Source organism: Pseudomonas sp. HP_01 (assembly GCF_055284355.1).
In genome coordinates, this window is record NZ_JBTOPV010000078.1 from 113,720 (window position 1) to 129,936 (window position 16,217).

10 protein-coding genes are annotated in these 16,217 nt (G+C 62.2%); 5 read left to right on the plus strand and 5 right to left on the minus strand.

Translation table 11 applies throughout. The features are described from left to right. Window positions 1–37 precede the first annotated feature (37 nt). A complete protein-coding gene (locus ACYAR8_RS24360) occupies window positions 38–1,153 on the minus strand; it encodes an HlyD family secretion protein (protein ID WP_463581334.1) in 1,116 nt (371 codons plus the stop codon). On the opposite strand from ACYAR8_RS24360, the gene ACYAR8_RS24365 reads away from it, so the two are divergent. Continuing rightward, window positions 1,119–1,301 (plus strand): hypothetical protein, encoded by a 183-nt coding sequence (locus ACYAR8_RS24365; RefSeq protein WP_463581338.1) that lies wholly within the window; start codon window positions 1,119–1,121, stop codon window positions 1,299–1,301. The genes ACYAR8_RS24360 and ACYAR8_RS24365 overlap by 35 nt on opposite strands. On the opposite strand, the gene ACYAR8_RS24370 is transcribed toward ACYAR8_RS24365, so the two are convergent. Together ACYAR8_RS24370 and ACYAR8_RS24375 are read right to left on the minus strand one after the other, a co-directional pair. Then, complete coding sequence (locus tag ACYAR8_RS24370; protein WP_463581300.1) at window positions 1,273–2,952, minus strand: MFS transporter; 1,680 nt, start codon at window positions 2,950–2,952, stop codon at window positions 1,273–1,275. The two genes, ACYAR8_RS24365 and ACYAR8_RS24370, sit on opposite strands and share 29 nt — an antisense overlap. Window positions 2,953–3,059: 107 nt before the next feature. Next, a complete protein-coding gene (locus ACYAR8_RS24375; RefSeq protein WP_463581301.1) occupies window positions 3,060–4,232 on the minus strand; it encodes an XdhC family protein in 1,173 nt (390 codons plus the stop codon). A gap of 469 nt (window positions 4,233–4,701) precedes the next feature. On the opposite strand from ACYAR8_RS24375, the gene egtB reads away from it, so the two are divergent. The 3 genes from egtB to ACYAR8_RS24390 all read left to right on the plus strand — a co-directional run bounded on the left by egtB (window position 4,702) and on the right by ACYAR8_RS24390 (window position 9,522). After that, complete coding sequence (gene egtB / locus ACYAR8_RS24380) at window positions 4,702–6,849, plus strand: ergothioneine biosynthesis protein EgtB (protein WP_463581302.1); 2,148 nt, start codon at window positions 4,702–4,704, stop codon at window positions 6,847–6,849. Window positions 6,850–7,269: 420 nt separating this feature from the next. Then, window positions 7,270–8,367 (plus strand): enoyl-CoA hydratase/isomerase family protein, encoded by a 1,098-nt coding sequence (locus tag ACYAR8_RS24385; RefSeq protein ID WP_074891187.1) that lies wholly within the window; start codon window positions 7,270–7,272, stop codon window positions 8,365–8,367. A 3-nt stretch (window positions 8,368–8,370) separates the two neighbouring features. Next, entirely contained in the window at window positions 8,371–9,522 is a 1,152-nt protein-coding gene (locus ACYAR8_RS24390; protein WP_463581303.1) for an acyl-CoA dehydrogenase family protein, read from the plus strand. Between the two features lie 60 nt (window positions 9,523–9,582). Here ACYAR8_RS24390 and ACYAR8_RS24395 read toward each other — a convergent pair whose 3' ends face one another. Then, window positions 9,583–14,862: a dermonecrotic toxin domain-containing protein gene (locus ACYAR8_RS24395; RefSeq protein WP_463581304.1), complete on the minus strand. Its 5,280-nt coding sequence runs from the start codon at window positions 14,860–14,862 to the stop codon at window positions 9,583–9,585. 174 nt (window positions 14,863–15,036) lie between these two features. After that, window positions 15,037–15,600 (minus strand): NADPH-dependent FMN reductase, encoded by a 564-nt coding sequence (locus ACYAR8_RS24400; protein ID WP_108121382.1) that lies wholly within the window; start codon window positions 15,598–15,600, stop codon window positions 15,037–15,039. A gap of 329 nt (window positions 15,601–15,929) precedes the next feature. Between ACYAR8_RS24400 and ACYAR8_RS24405 the strand changes: the two genes are divergently transcribed. Continuing rightward, the gene (locus ACYAR8_RS24405) at window positions 15,930–16,142 is read left to right on the plus strand and encodes a hypothetical protein (RefSeq protein WP_074891195.1); all 213 of its coding nucleotides are present in this window, start codon (window positions 15,930–15,932) and stop codon (window positions 16,140–16,142) included. Window positions 16,143–16,217: the final 75 nt, after the last annotated feature.

Below are 16,217 nucleotides of genomic sequence, written 5' to 3' on the forward strand. Positions count from 1 at the left end.
TCATTCGGCGGCGCCGCTTGCGTCAGCCTGCTGCGGATCAGCGAGGATCGACTGAATCCACCCGCCCATCCACCGGGTCCGGCGGCACGGCGCCGTCCTGACTGGTGTCGATGCTGACGACCACCGACATCCCCGGGCGCAGCCGGTCCACGTCGTGCTGGTCGTCGTCGATGGTGATACGGACCGGGATACGCTGGGCGATCTTGACGAAATTGCCGGTGGCGTTGTCGGCAGGCAGCAGGCTGAACTCGGACCCCGCCGCAGGGGAGATGCGCTGCACCCGGCCACGCATCTTCAGGTTTTCCAGGGCATCGACGGTGAAACTTACCGGCTGGCCCAGCCGCACGTTGGCCATCTGGGTTTCTTTCATGTTGGCGATGATCCAGCGAGGACGCGGCACCAGCGCCATCAACTGCGCGCCGGAATTGACGTACGCCCCCAGGCGCACCCCGACCTGCCCCAACTGCCCGTCCCGAGGCGCGATGATGCGCGTATTGGTCAGATCGATCCGCGCCAGCTCGATGGCGGCCTCGGCGTTCTTCACCGAGGCTTCCAGCGAGCCGCGATTGACGATCACCGTTTGCAGGTCCTGACGGGAAATCTCCAACGCCGCCCTGGCTTCGGCCAGCGCCGCTTTTGCCTGCGCATCCGCCGCGCGGGTCACGTCGAATTCGCTTTTCGAGACTGAGCCATCAGTGACCAGTGCCTTCCCCCGACGAAGGTCGGCAGCGGCCTTGTCACTCTGCGCCTGGGCATTCGCGATAGCGGCCTGACGTTGGGCAATGGTGGCTTCGGCGCTGCGGCGCTGTTGCAGATTATTGGCCAGCGCAGCCTTCTGAACGCCCAACTGCGCAATGCCCTGGTCGAGATGCTGCTGGTAGATCCGGTCGTCGATGCGCACCAGCAAGTCGCCCTGCTTGACCCACTGAAAATCCTGCACCGGCACTTCGTAGACATAGCCACTCAATTGCGGGCCGATGATCGTGGTCTGCCCGCGAATCAGGGCGTTTTCCGTGCTTTCGATCGGGCTGCTGAACGGCGGCAGCTGCCATGCGTAGAGCACGATGAGGACACCCGCCAGGGCAATGCCACCGAACAGAATCGAGGACACCAGGCGTATGCGCGCCGAACGCGGTTGCGTGGTCGCCGGCATCACCGCCGGCGCGGGCGCAGCGCCACTCGCCTGTGACGGCGAAGCGCTGGCCACAGAACCGCCTGAAGAGCTGCCTGAAGAGCTATCTGGAGCGTTGTCTGAAGGTTTACCGGGTTCTGTCATGAACGTTGAGCGCCAGAAGGTGTGAGAGGAGAAGCCGCAGGAGTCGCCGGAGTAAAAGGCGCGACCGGCTCGGTGGTGATCCACAGCCAAGTGGCGCGGCTGGTGATCCAGATCATGGTCAGCACCGCGATGACCGCAATCAGCATGAATACGTCGTTGTAGGCCAGGGTGTTGGCTTCCCGAGTGGCGGCGGTCGCCAGCGAGCGAATGCCCAGACTGTTGCGCGCCGCCGGGTCGGCGATGGCGGAAATATACGCGCCGCTCGCAGTTTGCAGTCGCGACTGCACCTGAGCATCGATCAGCGTGACGTGCTCGACGATGTGCGCCGAATGGAATTTCTCGCGCCAGACCTGAAAGGTGCCCAGCAGCGCCGAGCCGATCAGGCTGCCGACGTTCTGGGTGATCCCGAACATCACCGAAAAACTGACCATGTTGCGCGGGTTGCTGATCACCCCGCTGATGCCCATCACGAGGGTCGGCCCCAGGAAAAACGTGCCACCGAACGCCAGCAGAAACTGGCTGAAATACATCTGCGGTTCACGGGTCAGGCTGGTGGAAAAGCTGTCCATGCTCGAACCGATCGCCATCAATGCCAACGAAATGATCAGCGGCTTGAACAGATGCTGCGGATTGATCGTCAGCGCACTGACCGCCAGGCCCGCGACGCTGCCCAGCAGCATGAACAGGTACAGCGTGTGCAACTGCTCGGTGCCCTGATTCAGGCCCTGAAGAAAACCGACCGCGCCAGTGGATTGCTCTGACAGCACGATGCGCGTCAGCAGCACGCCGAAGGCGAAGCGGATCATCCGGCCACTGCCCAGCCAGCGAGTGATCAACAGCGGGCGGGTACGGTTGTGCTCGATGCACAGCCCGGCAAGGATCAGCACGATGGACGATGCCAGGGCGATGCCGATCCATGGCTCCTCAAGCCACCACTCGATTCGCCCCAGCGACAACGCCGCGCACAATGCCGCAAAGCCTGATGCGAGCAAGGCGAAGGTCAGGAAGTCGAGTTTTTCGAAGGCTTTGAAGCGATCGCCAGGCGGCAGTTTGAGAATCAGCACGCAACCCAGGGACAGGAGGCACATGCCCAGTTCAAACAGGTAAAGTCCGCGCCACTCGGCAATCTGCAGCAGGTCTTCGGACACCAGTCGCGCCAGCGGTGTCGCCAGCTGCGCCGTGCCGAGGCCCAGCACCAGCGCCTTCATCCGCCACTTCTGCGGGAAGGCCTGGATCATGTAATACAGACCCAGCGAACTCAGCGCCGCGCCGACCATGCCGTGGGCCGCCCGAACGGCAACCGCCGATTCGATGTCGTTGACGAACAGGTGCGCGAAGGTCACCAGCGCGTACAGCACCAGGAACACTTCGGTGAAGGCGCGCAAACCGAATTGCTGGCGAAACTTCACCAGTAGCAGGTTCATCGAAACGTTGGTCATGACATACGCAGCGGGCAGCCAGGCGATCTCGGCCTGGGTGGCGCCCAGGGCGCCTTGCAGGTATTGAAGGTTGGCGACCACCAGCGCATTGCCGAGCCCGCCGGTCAACGCCACGATCACGCCGACGATGGCATACGCCCAGCGCTTGGGCGTCGCGTGCAGGGGCGTCGACGGCGACCCCGGCAACGTCGGTCGCTCGTGGGGGGCCCAGTCGTGGGGTCTGTACTTGTCGTTCATTGAGCGGACCTGATGAATGCCTTGCAGTGCCACTGGGAAGCGATGGGGGCGGGTCTTCCAGGCGCTGCCCCCGTAAAAGCTAGCTGATTATTCTCAGCTGATCATTCTCAGCTGATCATTCTGAGCTCCCGCGCCTGTTCGAGAGTGACATCCACTGCGTGAATGCTCGCTTGCCGGTGTTTGAGCATTGCGCCGGTGCGGCCGTTGAACACTGCGTTGATCTCCGAAAGAATCGACAATGCCACGCTGTGCGGCGCGTCGCCGCCCAGGTCCAGACCGACCGGGTAATGCAGGCTGGCCTGGGCAGCGGCGTCGCGGAGCTGATCCGGCAGCTCGTCGAGCAAACGCTCGGTGCGGCTGCGCGGCCCCAACTGACCGATGTAGCGCGGCGTTGACTCGAGAACCTGCCCCAGCCAGTGCCGGTCCTGGGTCAGGCTGTGGGTCATCACCACCACGGCGGCGTCGGCGACCATCCCGTGCAATTCAGGCATTGGCTGCAGCGGCGCTGACAGCACCCGATCAGCCTCCGGAAAACGCTGGGGCCGGGCAAAGTGCGAGCGCGCATCGATCACCGTGATGTGCCAGCCCTGGAGCCGCGCCATGCTGACCAGCGGCATCGCGTCATGCCCGGCACCGAAGACCACCAGCCGGCGCGGCGCAGCGATGTATTCGAGCAGCACTTCAACGGCGCCGTCCGCGCTTTCGTAGGTTCGCGTGGCCGAGCGGCGAGCATCGAGCACCGTTTTCAGGTCCTCGGCCACGGCCGTCGCCAGCCAGCGTTCGCGCATCTCAATCTGCACCTGCCCTGATGAACGGATCGCCACCCGCTCGCCCAGCGCTGTGTGCCGCTCGCTCTGCGTACCGATCACCGTCGCCAGTGCAGCGCCGGTGCCGCTGGCCTTGACCTCACGCAACACGTCCACCACCAGACTCGCGGCGTGCGGATCTATCCGTTCGAAGAGGATGTGCACCGTGCCGTTGCAGCCCAGGCCGAAGCTGAGCTCGGCGTCTTCGAGCTCGTCGTCGTCCTCGCCGGTGCTGTACGTGCGCATGGACGGCTTGCCATTGGCGGTCAGCCACCAGGCCTTCTTGCTGACGTCGCTTTCCAGGCATCCGCCGCTGACGGTGCCGGTGGCTTCGCCCATCGGCGCAATAATCATGCGCGCACCCGGACGCCGGTAAGCCGAGCCTTCAACCTTGACCACCGTGGCGATCACCACTTCCTGCTGCCCGGTCTGCGCTTCATCGAGCGCCCCCAGCAGACTGGATAGATCATTCATGCGCGTCCCCAAAAACCGGTTCATTCATCTGACGTGATTCACTGTTTAACCTGACACTTGATCTGCAATGCCCTGCCCGCTCGGGCAAACATGCTGTTGTGCTGACTGTCAGTTGCCGCGCAGGTTCAGGTTTTGCCCGCAAGACGTGCGTCATGGGCAGCGCCACTGCGCGGAAAGGCCGGCAGGTTACCGCAGACAGACCGCCGACTGGCCATCGATCACCGACTGCGCGAATCCGCCCGCACCGGAGCTATACCGACGCTACACTCGCTGCGTGCCGTAGCCCCCTGCAAGACGCTGATGATTAAGGGCATCAGCGTACTCGTGGGCAGAGCTGCTCCTTCGTTTGGATATTTCGGTTGAACATTCCGGGCTTCACGAGCCTCAAACCCTGAATCGCCGTACCGCCTGGCTGCGTGGAATCACTCCACCGGGTCCACCGGGCATCGGCAACGCCGGAGAGCACCTGATGACGCGCCAACTACGCCAGCTTCGTGAAACATCCGCTACCCACACCCTGTGCCAGCGCTTTCAAAGTGTGCGGGAACGTACCGAATTTCTGGTCGAGCCACTGAGCGCCGAGGACATGGTGGTGCAGTCGATGCCCGACGCCAGCCCGGCCAAGTGGCACATGGCGCATACCACGTGGTTCTTCGAAACCTTTCTGCTGGCGCCGAACCTGCCGGGTTATGAAGCTTTCGATCCGACATTCGGCTACCTGTTCAATTCCTATTACGAAGCGGTCGGCCCGCGTCATCCCCGCCCCCAACGCGGGTTGATGACCCGGCCCAGCGTCGATCAGGTGCTGGCCTACCGCAGGCACGTCGACGAAAACATGACGACGCTGTTGATGACGCCGCTCAGCGACGAGATGACCAGCCTGATCGAGCTGGGTCTTGCCCACGAGGAGCAGCATCAGGAACTGCTGCTGATGGACATCCTCCATCTGTTCAGCCTGTCGTCCCTGAAACCTGCTTACAGCCCGCGCTGGCCGAAAGACCTGTCGGGCCGTCGCGGTCACTTCAAGCCGCTGAGCGCCGGCCTGACCGAGATCGGCCACGACGGCGGCGACTTTTCTTTCGACAACGAAGGCCCGCGCCACACCACATATCTGCAGTCCTTTGAGATCAGCGACCGGCTGGTGACCAATGGCGAGTGGCTGAGTTTTATTGCCGACGGCGGCTATCACACCGCTGCCTTGTGGCTGTCTGAAGGCTGGTCGCTGGTGCAGGAGAACGGCTGGAATTCGCCGATGTACTGGCAGCACGACGAGAACGGCTGGAAGCGCATGAGCCTGCGCGGCCTTGAGTCAATCGACCCGTCGGCGCCAGTCACCCACATCAGCTATTACGAAGCCGCGGCATTCGCGCTCTGGGCCGATGCGCGCCTGCCCACCGAAGCTGAGTGGGAAGCCGCGGCCCGCGCCGGTTTGCTGGAGCAAGTGGACGACGTGGCCTGGCAGTGGACGCAAAGTGCCTACAGCGCCTACCCCGGCTTCAAGCCATCGGTGGGTGCGGTGGGCGAGTACAACGGTAAATTCATGGTCAACCAGATGGTCCTGCGCGGCGGCGCCAGCGTCACGTCGCCCGAACATTGCCGACTGACCTATCGCAACTTCTTCCATGCCGACAAACGCTGGATGGTCTCGGGCCTGCGCCTGGCCCGTGACAGCCGTCAGCCCGGCGTGGTTGACCCGAACGACAGCGAATTCGCCCGAGACGTGGTGGCCGGTCTTGGCGCTGCTCAGAAAACCCTGTCGCCCAAGTATTTTTACGATGCAGCGGGTTCCGACCTGTTCGAAGCCATCTGCGAAACGGAGGAGTACTACCCGACCCGCGCCGAAACCGGACTGCTGAAAGGCATCGCCGGACAGATTGCCGCGACCATTCCACCTGGCGCAGCGCTGGTCGAGTTCGGCAGCGGCGCCAGCGAGAAGACGCGTCTGGTGCTGGATGCTGCGCCGCACATCGCCGTGTATGTGCCGATCGATATCAGCGCAACCGCGCTGAACAAGGCCGCCCGGTCATTGCGCCAGCGCTACCCTTCGCTGATCGTCGCGCCCCAGGTTGACGACTTCACCCGGGTGCTCACGCTGCCTGAAGAAGCCGACGGCCACACCCGCGTGGGTTTCTTCCCGGGCTCCACCATCGGCAACTTCAGCCATGAGCAGGCCGTGGATTTCCTCCACAGCGCCCATGAGGTGCTGGGTGAAAACGCGCACTTCATCGTCGGTGTCGACATGGTCAAGGATGAGCAGACACTGGTGGCGGCTTACGATGACGCCGAAGGCGTGACCGCGCAGTTCAACAAGAACCTGCTGACCCGCATCAATCGCGAACTGAACGCCGACTTCGATGTGTCCGCCTTCGATCATCTGGCCGTGTGGAACGCCGAACAGGCCTGCATGGAAATGCACCTGGTCAGCCGCAAACAGCAAAGCGTCACCGTGGCCGGCCACACCTTCCGCTTCGCCGCCGGGGAACGGCTGCACACCGAGAACTCCCACAAGTTTACGGTTGAGTCGTTCACCGAACTGGCGGCGCGCGCGGGATGGACCGTCAGCGAATGCTGGATCAGCGACGCACCGGAAATGGCCTTGTTCAGTTTGCAGGCGTAATGACAGCGGCCTGCGGGCGGCTGTGGTACGGCAGGCATCGGTTCGCGCCTGTATTCAGGTCAGGCACGAACCTGTAGGAGCGCGCTTGCCCGCGAATGCGGTGTGTCATCCACCGTTGATGCCACTGATATACCGCCATCGCGGGCAAGCGCGCTCCTACACCGATCTATGCCAGGCGCTGGGCGTGCGGCGTATTCAAATCATCTGTAGGAGCGTGGCTTGTCCCGCGATCCGGCGAACAGCGGCAGTAACCCTGCTAACCCGTCGCCCGTCCTACAGTCCATATCTGTGCTTGGCAAACCTGGCAGGATTCTCCGGTGTCATTTGCAAAATGGCGCTGGTAGCATCCATTGGCACCCTCACGGATCCCGGCTGTTCATCCGGGTATTGAGTACAACAATAATCAACAGGGAGTCAGCGATGACGGCTCAGGTACTACCTGCCGAATACGCGGGCCAGCAATCAGCCTGCGACAGCATTCTGTCCGACGTACGCAATCACATTGGTCACCTCACCCTCAACCGCCCCCAAGGCCTCAACGCCATCGACCTGCACATGGTTCGTCAGCTGCAATTTCAGCTCGACGCCTGGGCAAAGGATGACAACGTTTACGCCGTGGTCCTGCGCGGGTCCGGCGAAAAGGCGTTCTGCGCCGGCGGCGACATCCGCTCGCTGTACGACAGTTTCAAAGCCGGCCGAACCGAGCACCTGGATTTCTTCGCCGAAGAATACGCACTGGACCTCACCCTCCATCATTACCGCAAGCCCGTTGTCGTCCTGATGGACGGCTTCGTGCTGGGCGGTGGCATGGGCCTGGCCCAGGGCGCGGACCTGCGCGTAGTCACTGAACGCAGCCGCCTGGCAATGCCGGAAGTGGCAATCGGTTATTTCCCCGACGTGGGCGGCAGCTACTTTCTGCCCCGGGTGCCCGGCGAACTGGGGATTTATCTGGGCCTCACCGGCGTGCAGATCCAGGCCGCCGATGCGCTGTATTGCGGGTTGGCGAACTGGTATCTCCACAGCACGCGCCTCGATGACCTCGACCTGCAGCTGGATAACCTGAAGTGGAGCCTCACGCCGCTCAAGGATGTGCAGGGCGCACTGGCGAAACTGGGCGTGCAGCACCTCCCTGCCCCGCCGCTGGCCAAGCTGCGGCCGGCCATCGATCATTTCTTTGCCCTGCCGGACGTCCCGAGCATCATCGAACAACTGCTGGAAGTGAGCGTCTACGACACCCATGCCTGGGCCATCGACACCGCGCACCTGATGCAGACCCGTTCACCACTGGCAATGGCGGTCACCCTGGAGCTGCTGCGTCTCGGCCGGCATCTGCCGATTGAGCGTTGCTTCGCCCTGGAGCTGCATCTGGACCGCCAGTGGTTTGAACGCGGAGACCTGATCGAGGGCGTGCGCGCCTTGATCGTCGACAAAGACAAGAAACCGCAATGGAGCCCTTCCAGCGTGCAGGCCCTCGATGCCGAGCACGTGGCAAGCTTCTTCAGCGGTCATGAGGCGTGACCTATGCAAGATCTTGAACTGACCGAAGAACAAGTGATGATTCGTGACATGGCGCGGGACTTCGCGCGCAATGAAATCGCGCCCCATGCCCAGGCCTGGGAGAAAGCCGGCTGGATCGACGACGCGCTGGTGGCCAAGATGGGCGAGTTGGGCTTGCTCGGCATGATGGTCCCGGAGGAATGGGGCGGCAGCTACATCGACTACGTCGCCTACGCGCTGGCCGTCGAAGAAATCTCCGCCGCCGACGGCGCCGCCGGCACGCTGATGAGTGTGCACAGTTCAGTGGGCTGCGGGCCGGTGCTCAACTATGGCAGCGACACGCAGAAACAACAGTGGCTGGAAAAACTCGCGAGTGGTCAGGCCATCGGTTGTTTCTGCCTGACCGAACCCCAGGCTGGCTCCGAAGCCCACAATCTGCGCACCCGTGCCGAACTGAAAGACGGCGAATGGGTGCTCAACGGCGCCAAGCAGTTCGTTAGTAACGGCAAGCGCGCGCAGTTGGCGATCGTCTTCGCGGTGACCGACCCTGAGCTGGGCAAGCGCGGCCTGTCAGCCTTTCTGGTGCCTACCGACAACCCCGGCTACAGCGTTGATCGCATGGAACACAAGATGGGTATCCGCGCCTCCGACACCTGCGCGGTGACCTTGAGCAACTGCCGGATTCCGGCGGAAAACCTGTTGGGTGAGCGCGGCAAGGGGCTGTCCATTGCCCTGTCCAACCTGGAAGGCGGGCGCATCGGCATTGCCGCCCAAGCCCTGGGCATCGCCCGCGCGGCGTTTGAGGCTGCGCTGGCCTATGCCCGCGAGCGTGTGCAGTTCGACAAGCCGATCATCGAGCATCAGAGCATCGCCAATCTGCTGGCCGACATGCACACCCGCATCAACGCCTCGCGGCTGCTGGTCTTGCACGCCGCGCGCCTGAGAACGGCCGGTAAACCCTGCCTGTCGGAAGCGTCCCAGGCCAAGCTGTTCGCCTCGGAAATGGCTGAATGGGTCTGCTCGAAGGCTGTGCAGATCCATGGCGGCTACGGCTATCTGGAAGATTACCCGGTGGAAAGGTATTACCGGGACGCGCGGATCACCCAGATCTATGAAGGGTCCAGCGAAATCCAGCGCCTGCTGATCGCCCGCGAACTGCGGCACTACGCACTGTAAGCCTGAACCAGTCGGCGCTGAGCCTTGCCAACGCTCAGCGCCTGCTGGTCAGCCCATCACTTAATGGCCCGGCACGACAAAGTTGTGCCGGCCCAGCCGCAGAATGAGCAAGGTCACCGAGTCAGCGTTCTTCATCAGCACCCGACTTCGTTTTGTCGCATCGTGCAGGAACTCATCCCGCGCCTCGTCCAGCGTCATGGATTTAGTAAGATCAAGCACCGCAGTGCACGCCTCACCGTCTTGCGAGTCCAGATCCGACCACTCACCATCTTTCATGTGCAAAAACAGGTCGTCCCTTTCGCTGAAGTGTGACAGCCCCTCACGTTGCAAACGCTCCAGGTCGGACTTGAACTTGATCGTGTTGGTACTGTTGGCCAGCAGCAGGTCCGGAAATGGCGCGTTGGTTTCCAGGTACGCGATGTCGTGGGTGCGCAGCACCAGGTGGGACAGTTCGTGGATGAGCACTGCCGAACGGTAGTGCGCAGGCATGTCGAAGCCTTGCGGGGCATTCGAGACCCTGTACGCCGGCACTTGAAAAAACCGCTCGGTCAGAAACAGGCGCTTCTTGGGGTCCGACTTGATGATGAACCCCAGCGTGCTCTCATGACCGGGACGAGTGGATCCGACGACAAACCGCGGCGATGAGTAGGGCGACAACGAGGCGTCCATCACTTCATCGAACAGTGCCTTGACCGCGCGCTCGGTCTCGATCAACAGATCCTGGCCGGGCGGGTTCACACCGAAAAAGTCACCCAGGATCTCAAGCACTCGAGGGTCGGGCGGCGTTCCCGGCGAATGTACGTTGAGATTGTCCAGGCAATTTTCCAGGTAACGCTTGGCCTGAAGATGCGCCTGACCAATGGCCAGCGCTCTGTCCCGATACAACGTGCGGATTTCCTGCATCCCCGTCGCCTCAATGATCAAGGCATCTTCGGCGCTTCGCTGCGCACCCTCCGCGCGCATTCGGGTCACCAGCCCGCCTCCGCCCTTCAGGCCAATATCCAGTTGCCAGCGCTGACGACCATCAAGCCGCACGAGCGGGCCGGGCGTTCCGTCCTCGCCCACAATCATCCACTGCGCGTCTTCGCTGCGGCGCCGGATCTGGTAAACCGTGCCCCCAACCGCCGCGTAAAGCGTCTGGGTCTTGCTGTCGCGGTAAAGGCTCAGCAAGTCATCTCGCTTGAGGTCATTCAACGAAACATTGCGGGCTTCCAGGGCACGCAGCCGCTTCAACTGGTCGGCGGTCAGTGTCACGCCTGCCCACTCGAACGTTGTGGCCGACGACTCTTCGCCCGTCGCCGGCTCGCCTTCTACCAGGTCATCCTTGTCGGCCTGTTCCCTCGCCGTGACCATCACACCCAGCGCGGCGGAAAATTCGGAAATCGCCTCGCCCCAGCGGCGGCCCGAGGCTGACGCTGCCGACGCTTGCAACAGGCTATGACTCTGCCAAAGCGCCACCATCGTGGCCAACTTGCCAGGCATTATGCTCAACACCTGTTCGAGGCCCAGCATGCCGAGAAACTTCAGCGATGCCTGATCGGCCTGGGCGCTGCTTACCGTGTTCGCGACTCCAAGGTCGACCAGCAGATTGACGGTGTGGGTCAGCAGCAACTGCAGGGCGTTGCCCTTCACTTCCGCCAGCGACACGGTCACCGGCCCCGGCGTGTGAGTGGGCACGTCACCGAAACTCTCGGCAGCGAACGGCAGGTGAGGCTCAATGAAACCACCGTGTTCATAGCGTTTTCGGACCTCTGGGTCCAGCCGCTCCAGCAGCATCCGCTGCAAGGCCTCGTCGCTGCGGATATCGGCCAGGAGTGCTGCCATGTCGGGGTATTCACGGAAAACGAATGCCGGATGAATGATCGCGTGCAGGATCACCGGCCCTCGGCCGGCCCCGCGTGGGCAGATCAGATACGCGCCTTTGACGGTATCGGGAGTCATGCCTTCGTCAGCGATCAATCGTAGAGGGCTGATGATCACAGGGGTCTCGCCCACTGGCTCACGAGCAATGCCGTCCGGCATCTCGACCACCCGTGAGATATACGCGTACGCCTCGGCGCTCAGGCCCCCTTCGAGTTTCTGCTGCATCGCCACCGCCTGCATCATCGGTGGCAATTGCTCGGCGTAGAGACGCGAACGCCTTGGCCAGTCGGGGTTCGCAGGGTTGAGCGCCTGACGCAGTAACACCATGAAGCCGGCGCCGACGTCCAGGTGCCGGGTCATGGTGCGCAGGTAATTGGCGGTCAGCAGACCGACCGCGTCCGGGTGCTCGTCGGAGGTCACCGTCAGGATGCCGTCCTGAATGTCGACAAAGCGATTGACCGCGTAATCAGTCAGCGATTCGCTGTTTACCAGGGTCGCAGCGGGGATGCCCGACGGTATCTGGCCCACCCCGGTAAGCGCCGGGACGTAGCGACGCAGGGTCACCGTGATGTGATCCGGGTCCCACTGGCGGTCGGGGAAGTCCTTGGCTAATTGCTCGATCAGCCGATCCCGCGAGTAATCCTTGAGGCTGGGAATGTCGAACAGGAAGCTCTCATTGCCACTGCTGACCACGTAATAACGACGCCAGATCTCGTTGTAGGTTTTCATATCGGCGACTGACGCCGATTTCAGCCATTGCGGCAACAACTCCTCGAACAGCGTGATATCGATGCGCATGGCCAGGTTGTCGAGCATGCGGATCAATGGCTCGTCGACTTCGGTCGATCTGGCCAGCTCGATAAACAGCTGTGCTTCGAAGCGACAGCGCGTGGCGCGTGCACACAGCTGCTGAAGGTTCTGCAGTTGTCGATCCAGGACCGATTGCTGCAGGGCTCTGACCGCGTGCCCGTCCACTCGATGCAGGTGCACGCGCATCGCTTGGGCGGGCCTGCGCGCCAGGTGATTGCGCAGCAGCAACTGATCGCGCTCGCCGAGCAGACTGAGCCAGCGTTCAGCGTGCGGTCCCCGGAGCGCGCCGAGGACGTGCTCATTCAGCACCTCGACCGACGCGAACTGCCGCCAGCCTCGCGGCCCGGTCCACAGCATCGCTCCCGCCGCCGCGTTCGCCGGTTGCCAGAGCACGAGCGCGTCGCTGATCGCTGCGCCGGGCGCGTTCTCGCACTCGATCGCCAGGGTAAACACTTCGGTGAAAGTGGCGCTGCTACCTGACCTCAGGGAGCGGACGGGCGAGTCGAGCACCTGACTGACCACGGCTACGGCCGCCGCGCTAAGCTCCGCCTTTCGTTGCCTCAATGCCAAGTCCAGGCGCAAGGCATCCTCGCGCAGGGTAAAGGCTGTCGCGACCGGCTGAAGCTGGCGGTTTCCGAGGCGCGCTTTGCCGATCTGCGATTGTTCGTAATGCTCGACGTAACGCGCGGCAAAATCCGTGGCCGCCCGCTCAATCAGCAAATTCACCAGCTCCATGTCAAAGTTCGCCGCAGGACTCTCGGGTGGCACTATGATCTGGGCCGTGTCAGGAAGGGGGTGACTGCGGTGACCGCTCACGCGTTCCAGCAGCAACGACACCAGGTCGCTGGAGAAGACACGCAGGGTTTCACTCACCGCTACCGAGTTCAATGCCACATCTGACCCATCGGGCACCGATGGCTGCAACCAACGCAGCCGCACCTCTCGCGCCAGCAGCTGCGTGGGTGAAGCGACGCAGATGTAAGTCTGAAGAGCCGTTTCGGCATAGCTCACCAGTGCGTTGTCCAATTCGCGCAAGTGCTCGGCGCCCGCGTCGGAGACCTGGGATTGCTCCAGCCATGACGGCGCGAGCTGACTGGCAAGGGGCGCACTGGTACGAGCCCTGTCGTAAGGGAAGGTTACGATCTCGTCGGGGCCGCTGACCGAGTCGACCAGAACCAGATCATCAGTTCCACTCTGCTCCCACGTCCGGCCGAAATTCAGCGGCACGTTCGACGTCCATCGCCCTACGCTGAAATGCTGCTGCCGCGGGTCGATCAACTGACGCACGTCCAGCGCATCGTCGAACATCGCCGACATTTTCTCGGCCTGTGTGCGCAAGCGGCAGACGTGCTGCAGATTACGCAGCTGCATCGTGAAGATTGATTCCACCCGCTCGACCACCAACGGCTCGGCGATGTCCTCAAGTATCAGCTCGAATCCGTCAGCCCGCAGAAGAAGTGACTGGTCCGCCAGATCCAGGCTGGCGCTCAGGATATCGCCGCCTTCCGGGGTTGAGCAGAAGGCAGTTAGCGCCGAGAGACTCTCGAACTGCTTGAGCTCGTGATCCGGTGAGAACCAGAAAAGCGGCCCTTGTCCGGTCGGCCCCACGTCCAGAACAAACGTGCCGGCCAGGGTTCTTTGTGTGCCATCCGCCCACTGCAGGACGATCCGCTTGCCGGGCAGATCCGTATCGATTGCCCTGGTTGCCGCCCGATCCACAGGCCTCATGGCCTGGTACTGCGCCTCTGAAAGTGTGCCGTCCTGGACCCTGCTGTACAGCTCGTGTGACAGGCTGGTCCTATAGCTTTCGATGGCGATCTCGCAGAATGGACGACCGTGCGCCGGGTCTTTCCAAAACCGCTCCAGCGAGTGCGAATAGTGCGCGGGCAACTCGGTGACGGCATCGCTTAGAGCCCGCGCCATATGGACGGCATCCTGCTCGCCGACCAACCGGCCCTGCGCATCCAGAAACTGCCGCCTTACGCCGGGTAATTGGCGGAAGTCGCAAAAATCTTCGAACGCCGTCTGCGCAAGGGTTTGCGTGACCAGCACGCGTTGCTCGTCGGCGCCCGAAGCGGGCTGCACGATGCGCATCAAGTGCGTGGCCGGATCCACGCGGAGCGGCGGCGACAAGCGGCGCAACTGGACCGCCAGCGTGTCGGACAACACGGCGAACAGCGTCGGCGTCATTCTGAAACGCGCTGTGAGCTGTCGAGTCGAGGCGGCCTGAAACTCAACGATAGCCCGCATCTGGGCCGAAAACGCATCACCGTCGACCTTTTCGTATTCGAAACCCGTCGCTGCATTGCCGCCCGCAAATCGCGCGAACAGTCCCGTCAGCAGCGATTGACGATCACCGAACACGGCGAGACCGTCAGCGAGCGTGAGCAGGTACATTCTCGAGTCAGCCGTCTCGGAATGGCTGAATAACAATGCCGCCGACACCTCAAGGGAGGTGGGCAAAGCGTCGTTGAGCACCAGACGATCAACCCGCACCGGGTCAGGGTCGGCCGCTGCACCATGGTCGGGCGGCGTGAGCGTCAGCTTTCTGAGCCACGCCACCTCTTCAGGCCTCAGTCGACCGGCGTCGGCCGCCCGATCAAGTTCATGAATGAAGCGCTGCCTGAGGGACGCGCTGTGGAAATAAAGGGGAGTAACCGTGGACATTGCCGCTCCTTGAGCAAAACGCCCATGCCCGGCGGTCAGCCGGGCATGGGCAGGAATGCAAGAAGCGTAGGGAATAACCGCGCGGCATCTGCGTTACATAATGCTGTACACGGCGACGGAAATTCAGGCTTAACTGGCGAAGACGCGGCGCATCGGCGTCTCCCGCCCTCCCCCTTAAACCTTCAGCGTGCGCGCCACATGTCCGGCAAAGGCATCAATGATGTTCTGCAGGAATGGGCGCGTCTTCTCGTTCAGCTTGCCGTGTTCGTCAAAGAAGGTGCCCGCGTTGCCCAGGTACGCTTCCGGTTGCTGCATGCACAGCACGTCGAGGAACACGAAGCACTGGCGCAAATGCTGGTTGGCGCCAAAACCACCGATCGCCCCCGGCGACGCACTGACCACCGCCGCAGGTTTTGCACTGCCCCACGCGCTTTTGCCGTAGGGGCGCGAGCCAACGTCGATGGCGTTTTTCAGTGCGCCCGGCACTGAGCGGTTGTATTCAGGGGTGACAAACAGAAAGCCGTCGGCACCCTGCAGGGCCTCACGGAAGGCCGTGTAGGCGGCAGGCGGCGAATCTGCGTCGATGTCTTCGTTATACAACGGCAGGTCGCCAATTTCGACGATGCTCAGCTTCAGGCTGGACGGCGCCAGCTCAGCCAGTGCGTGGGCCACTTTGCGGTTGATGGAGTCTTTCCTCAAGCTGCCGACGATGACTGCAATCGAATGAACCTGGCTCATGAAACGGACCTTCTGCTATGGGAGGAGACAACAGTTATAGATGAAACATGTGCGACATTCTGTGTTGTTTTTCCGTTGCTAATCATCGAAAGGTTCGATGCTGTTGCGTGGGTCATCGGCTCATGCGTGGCGCGGGCCACGCTACCGTCGGTCGTGACTATTTTTCCGAGGGCCGAAAACTCCCCCTTAAAACGGCGGTCTGACTGCCTTAGGCGGATAAGGTCCTCATAGATATTTGGGAATTACCTTACAAGCGGACACGGTTTATTCACTCGCGGTGTTAGGATGCGAGCGAAAACGAGCAGTTATTTCCAGAGGTTACAAAGCAAATGGCTTCAGTTCTAGTTGGGCAATTTCATGCGAGGGATGCGGAGGGACGCGTTTACTCGGTGCATGAATTCCGTGAATCACAGCCTGACGAGGCTGATGGCAAGGAGCCCGTTTCCACTTATCGCCTGGCCATTGGCGACCGCGTCAAGCATTTGGGCGGAGAGGAATTCGAGTTGATTCAGGGCAAGGTCAAGCTCCTGCGAGAGCACTGAAACACCACTGCAAGCCCACCTCTTTCTACGCAGGCCGCTCACTTCGCGCGGCCACGGCTCAGGTCAGACGGGCTT